Here is a 6,508-nt window from a genome sequence, read left to right as displayed (position 1 = left end):
GCAGTATAAGAAGCTTGCAGGCTTCCGGGGTAAATTCACATTACATCAGCTGCTGCAGCTGGCTCCTGAACTGAAGGAGAGCGAGAAGCTGGTCTTCACTCCGGGGAACAATGACCGGCTGATGCTGCGCGGGGGCGAAGGCATCTCCGTGGAACGGTCAGGGCGTGCCGCTGATACCTCGCGGGGCCTGGAAATGAAGAGCGGTGACCGCGTATCGGTCTCTCTGCAGACAGTAGACAAGACGATATTACTCGAATATTTGATATAACAGCTGACTAAGCGTAAGCTTCCGGAGTGAATTTCGAACGAAGCATGTTCAGGAAGAAGCGCTACGCATAACTTTTAGGAGGATAACCTATGAAACCGGTAGTAAGAGAACATATTCAGCAGCTCGATGTATCGCTTGGCGGAGGAATCGTCAGCGACAAAATAAGAGTGGACACCATAGACAACCCGATTCTGATTATCGGACTTGGCGGCACGGGCATCGATGCCCTGCTGCGCTTGAAATACCAGATTAACCGCCGCTTCAAGCTGCCTGAAGATCCATTGTCCAAGAAGAAACGGGATAAGCCCGACAATGTGGAATTCCTGGCGTTCGAGACCAATGAACAGGACCGCGGCAAAAAATACAAAGGCATCGGCCTCGACCCGCAGAATGAATTCGTGCTGCTGGCCAATGCCGAGATCGGCGGACTGCTGCAGAACCGCAGCATTCTTGATTCGTACATTACAGACTGGCTGTCGCCGGAGCTGAGCATCACGGACGGGATGAACGGAGCCGCCGGGGTGCGTCAGGCCGGACGTCTGCTGCTGTTCACCAAGATCAATCAGGTTGTGGCTGCGATTGATAAGAAGATCAAGACGCTGTCGGTCGGCACCAGCAAGAAGCTGATGGTTTTCCTGCTTACCGGCTTGTCCGGCGGAACAGGCAGCGGAGCTTTTCTGGATATTGCCTACATTGTCCGGGGGATTATTGAACGTGACTATGGCGCTGCCGGAATCGACCGCGTGAATACGCTGGGTTACCTGTTCACCCCGGATGTGAATCTGGCGAACAAGAGCCTTAGCGAGCATACCCGCGAGTATATCCGCAAGAACGGTTATGCTGCGCTCAAAGAGCTGGATTACTGGATGAATGTGGACAGCCGGGGCGAACGGTTCCGCCAGCAGTACGGCAATATCCTGAGCGTCAATTCGCCGCTGCCGCCGTTCAATCTGTGTCATCTGATCTCGGCGACAAATACGGAAGGCAAGCTTCTGGAGAATGCCTATGATTACTGCATGAATGTAACGGCTGAGAATATTACCAACTTCATGGCCAGCGAGGAAAAAGCCTCCGGCGAGGAATTCGCCATCCATGACTATATCAGCAACATCCGCACCAACATTGCGCAGATGAATAAGACGTATCCTGCGAATTATGAATACAACATCATCGGCGCTTCCTCGGCGGTGCTGCCGATTGAGGAAATGACCACATATCTGGCCTTCCGCCTCTTCGACAAGATGGACAAGATGTTCCATCACGCCCCGGGGCAGGAGGATGTGGAGAAGATGGCACGCAAGCTCGGCATTGATCTCGATACGATGATCAAGACCTTCGAGTCCCGCGTGCCGGAGCCGCTGCCCGGCTATCAGAACAGCGAGCGCCTCAGCCATGCCAATGTAGTGAAGAACCAGGTGGTCAGCATGGATACGGAGCTGGAGCAGAACTTCCTCGCCCGTGCGCGGGAAGAATACATCAAAGCGAAGAATCAGCTGCCGGGCGAAATTACCGGACGTTTCGGCGAGGAGCTGGAGCGGATCTTCCTGCATCCGGAGCAGGGGCCGTTCTATGTATCCCGGCTGCTCTACACGGAGAAGGGCTTCTGTATCCTGAAGCTGATTCAGTCGTATATTGAAGCGCTGCGGGAGAGCCTCTTGCGTCTGCCGCGTGATATCGAGACGGCGCAGGACAGTGCAGAGGAGAAGCTGGGCGATGCGCGCAGTGCTTTTGTCTCCAAGGAGAAGAAGAAGAACGCCTATATCGAAGCCAAGATCAATGAATACTGGCTGCATGCCGATGTGGAGCGCACCGAGCAGATGATCCAGTTCTACGAGGATCTGTACGAGCTTCTGAATGAAGAGAACAGCCGGATCTATGGCGTATTCACGGAAATTCTGACAGCGCTCAGCTCAATCTTCGAGAAGAATGGCGACATTCTCATCAATGGCGAAGAGCAGGCTGATCATAAGGGTAACAAAACCTACTATTGGAATATCGTCAACGTGCCGGATATTTCGGCAACGATCTCTAAGGTGATGGACCAGAAGGACGGCGACGATCTGATCCGTGATTTCACGCGCGAAATGCTGAAGCATTCCGGACGCTGGGTCAAAGAGCAGGAGATTGATATCGTCCGTTCGATCTCTGAATTCCTCAGCGACAAGTTCGGTGATCTCATTACCCGTTCAATGGAAGATTTCCTGGTGATGAAGTACGGGCGCGAGGAGCCGCTGGATAAGTTCGTGGAGCGGATTATCGCCGGACGTCTGGATGAGGATGCGGTGCCGATTTTCCACCTCAGCAACAGCTCCGGCAGTCTGCACTTCCCGTCTTGGGGCTTCGTATCCGTGCCGGTGAAGGCGCCGGGTATTCTGAAGGGAATCCGCAATTATCAGAACAATGCGCTCGGCAAATCGCAGTTCACGATCAAGGAAAGCCAGGTTAAGAACCGGATTTTCTGGCTCAATACACGTAACGGGGTGCCGCTGTTTGTATATACGCCGCTGCGGGTGTTCGAGGAGAACTATGAACGGACCATCCTGGACAAGGAAGGCATCGGCCGCCATCTGGTGATGACTGACAAGGATAACTGGACCTACCTGCCTTCCCCGATTCCGGAGAAGTCATGGGGCGATACCTACGTAAATGCGCGGGTCCGTGATTATAATGCCAGAGTGCGTGCTGACTTCTTACGTGCCCTGGAGGCGGGTGTAATTATCGAGAAAGGCATCGACGAGAATACGAGCAGCCGCTTCTCGGTCAACTTCACGAAGCCGTTTGATCTGGATAAAATGCTAAGCGGTTATGATCTGCAGCTTGGCTCGTCGCGTCCGAATCTGGGCGAAGTGAGAAAAGCCGCTGAAGAGCTCAAAGCGCTGTGTGCGGGCGGCCTGGAACGTGAAGGAATTAAGGACATCTTCGGCAGCATCAACCGTGAGCTGGCCCAGGAGAACCTGATCCGCTCACCGCAGCTGATTGCCCGTGTCCGCGAAGAGCTGGCGAAATACGACGCATTGTCGGCCAAGGCAGCGGAACTCGAAGTGCTGGTCCATCAGCATCTGGATGAAGACAAGTGGATCGACCAGTTCATCGAGGCACTGTACACCGATACCATCACCAAAAAAGGTGCGCTCTATGTCTATGACCGTGACGAGGACGAAGATGCCTGGGAGCCGTTCGCGAACCTGATGAAGGAGCGCAGCTATGTGGAGTATGCCGTCTACCGCCATTTCCGTGCACTCGATGAGAAAAGCCGCAGTCTCCTGCTGCGCAAGGCGGCACGCCGGGCGGGAGAGATGACGGCGGCGGAAGATGTGACTCCGCTGCTGTATAAGCTGGAAGGGATGTATGTATCCTTCCTGGAGGCGCGCGACAGCCTGGAATATGAGCGGGTAGAGCATGCAAATGGCGATGAAATGTACGGCTTCTATAAGAGCCTGACCGGCAAGCTCGGCAGCATCCGCAGAAAGCTGAAGTAGGCCTATGATCAGAGATCAGGCCTTACAATATGCAGAGCAGTACGCTGCGCAGGAGGAAGCGCAGCATAACAAGGGGGATGGGCGCAGCAGCATCCATTACCCTGCTCTCTTTCTGTTCCTCGGCGACAAGGTGACCCCGGCCATCGGTCCGGTGCTGGAGCGCTGCGAGCGTAAATGGGACAATGCAGGCGGTGTCATGGCGCTGCACGCGGGTTCTCCCAGCGGCAGCGGCAGTACGCAGGAGAAGGATGGAATCAAGGGATGGATCGGCAGCGGTAACAGCAGCGTTCATGAACGCGTGTTGCACATGGCCCTGCCGAACATGGCGGGCCGTGATCCCCGGACGGTCCGGCGAGAGCTGTACCGTGAATTTCATGAGGACAGCCAGTACCTGGCCGGGATGAACCGGACGCTGCGCCAGTTAAGCAACAGCATAGCGGACTATGGACGACTGTATTCTTCGTTCGATGTCATCCATCTGTCGGTCGTTACGCGTGTTGATGACCCGCTGAATGTGCTGCTGCCTGAGGTTGCCCTGCTGGCCCGCGCCATCCTCAGCCAGTCGTTCAAGTCGGTGCAGACCGATCTGTATGCGCTGATCAACGAGCGGGAGCAAGGGGATAACTTTGGCTATTCCAGCTCGGTAGGGCTGGCTTTTCTGCGTGAGCTGGACGGGATGCAGGCGGCGGATTATGCCTTAAGCGCTCCGCTTCTGGTTACGGAGGAAGGGCTGTCGATCCCCGTGAACCATGGCCCTTCCGCATTGTTCGATCTGGTCTATCTGCTCTCCGACAAGAACGAGCGCGGACTGATGTCCGTCCACGGGATGGACGACAATTATGAGATTATTGCCCATATCAGCCTGCTGAAGAACCGTGTCCGGCCTGCGGCTGATCATGCTTCCGGGCACGGCGGCTACAATAATATGACCTTCAAAAGCGGCATCCGGGGCAGCACGGGCAGACAAGGCTATGCTTCGGCCGGTTTCTCGGCGGTACGCAGGCCGAACCGGCAGATTGCGCTGGCGGTGCTCTACCATGCCCTGCATTACCTGGCTGAGAAGCTGCGTGCCGGCAACAGCCGGAGCCTTAAGGAACGGCAGGCGCTGCTGGGACTCGGAGCGGATTCCCTGCGTTCCCGCGCGGCGGAGCTGCTGCCGGATGAGTCCGGTCTCTCGGAGATGACCGGGCTGATGAGCCATGGACGCCCGTCCTACTCGGAGCTCAGAGCGCTGTCGCTGCGCGAAGCTGAGGAGCTGCTCTTCGGCGAAGGCGGGCAGGCTTATTTCCGCAGCAACTTTGCGGAAGTGTCCGCAAGAAGGACTGCGGCCATCGATCCTCCCCGGGAGTGGGCCGGCGTTCTGGCCGCCGAGGAGCAGGCAACTCCGCCGGTGACTTTCTACCAGCTCGCAGAATGGACAGCTGAGCTGGCAGAGGGCGGAGGGAGTGTGCTCCATGCCCTGCGCCAGCATATGGGCGGACTGCGTTCGGCACTGCTCTCTGCGCAGGAGGAGCTGGAACGGCTCTATGCGGAGAGTGTAGAACGCCAGCCGTTCCAGCGGGTGCCGCTGCTGGATAAACGGACTGTGCGTAATTTCATTCATTATTTATTCGATACCGTATATGGTAAGAAATACGAGATTCTCCGGCTCGAAAGCGAGCTTGCCCTTTGCCTCCGCTATGATGCGGCGCTTGAACAGCTTCATTCGGACAGCAGAGCCAAGGTCCTGGCGATGAAAGCGTTGGAGGAGGAGCTGCAGAGCCTGGCCCTCACCAGTATCGGCCGCAGCAAGGATACCGTGGATCAGAACATCATGGAGTATTACCGCAGCGTGACAGAAGAGGTCATGAAGGATATCGAGACGCGGCGGGGCGGGAATATCTTCTTCAGTGAACGGTTTATGGGCAGCCTCTCGGAGCTGCTGCGGCGCGGCGGCGATGCTGTAGCTGAGCGGCTAATTGAGATCTGCCGCCGGGAGCTGCTGACGGCGGGGCTGTTCACGCTTCCGTTCGAGGAGGAGCTGCTGCGGCGTGCCAATGTCGCGGCAGCCTATGAGAACCGGGACATTGTCTCCAAGGAGGAGCTGTTCAAGCAGCTCTACCGGGGTCTTGAGGAGGAGGCGGCAATGAATGTCCGCCTGTTTGAATATACACAGGAGCACCGGCATGAGGAGAAATACTTTTTCGGCGACAGTGCTTCCGAATTCCTGCGCTATGCCTTCGGTGCGGACGAGACGACCCGCATCTACCGGCTGGGCTTCGTGCATGAGCAGCGCAGGAGCGGGGTGGAGAAGCTGAATCTGATGGGCGGCTTCCACCTGGAGGATCTGCTCTATTACCGAAACGGCAAGGTATATTATGAGACCTATGCGGGCAGCGGCTATGCGCTGCATGGTCTTGCTGAGGAGCAATTGCCGGAAATGAGATGAGGTTCGTACATTGGAAATGCGGCGGAACAGGGCGGCAGCAGCTTCGCTGCAGCTAATCTGCTGCAAAAGTACAATAGATTGGTCCTGATTTGTCCTGAAAAAAGGTTCTATTGTATTTTGTGCAACAGAGTTGGGCCAACTTAGTGAATTAGGATAATCCTCATACATTCTGCTGCATGAAGTGCAATAGAATGAAATTTCAGCCCCTTTTTACGGCAATCTGTTGTACAGAATGCATCAGAATAGAATTTACAGCTTATTCACCCTGCAGTTGAAACTCCAGCACCAAAGCCCGGCTTCAAGCGCATTATTATTAAGTTTTTTCCGGAAAGG

At 55.7% G+C, this 6,508-nt stretch carries 2 protein-coding genes and 1 pseudogene; all 3 read left to right on the top strand.

The features are described from left to right. A pseudogene (locus MKZ24_RS32915) lies at positions 1 to 268 on the top strand (VWA domain-containing protein); the annotation flags it as partial. Positions 269 to 357: 89 nt separating this feature from the next. Then, on the top strand, positions 358 to 3,747 hold the full coding sequence (locus tag MKZ24_RS32910; protein ID WP_340790014.1) for a tubulin-like doman-containing protein: 3,390 nt from the start codon (positions 358 to 360) through the stop codon (positions 3,745 to 3,747). A 4-nt stretch (positions 3,748 to 3,751) separates the two neighbouring features. Continuing rightward, on the top strand, positions 3,752 to 6,175 hold the full coding sequence (locus MKZ24_RS32905; RefSeq protein WP_052415984.1) for a transcription initiation factor TFIID: 2,424 nt from the start codon (positions 3,752 to 3,754) through the stop codon (positions 6,173 to 6,175). Positions 6,176 to 6,508: the final 333 nt, after the last annotated feature.

This window comes from Paenibacillus sp. FSL R7-0297 (genome assembly GCF_038009025.1).
Lineage (GTDB): Bacteria > Bacillota > Bacilli > Paenibacillales > Paenibacillaceae > Paenibacillus_AQ.
Note: the sequence above shows the minus strand (reverse complement) of the source record. Positions and strands in the feature narration are given on the sequence as shown.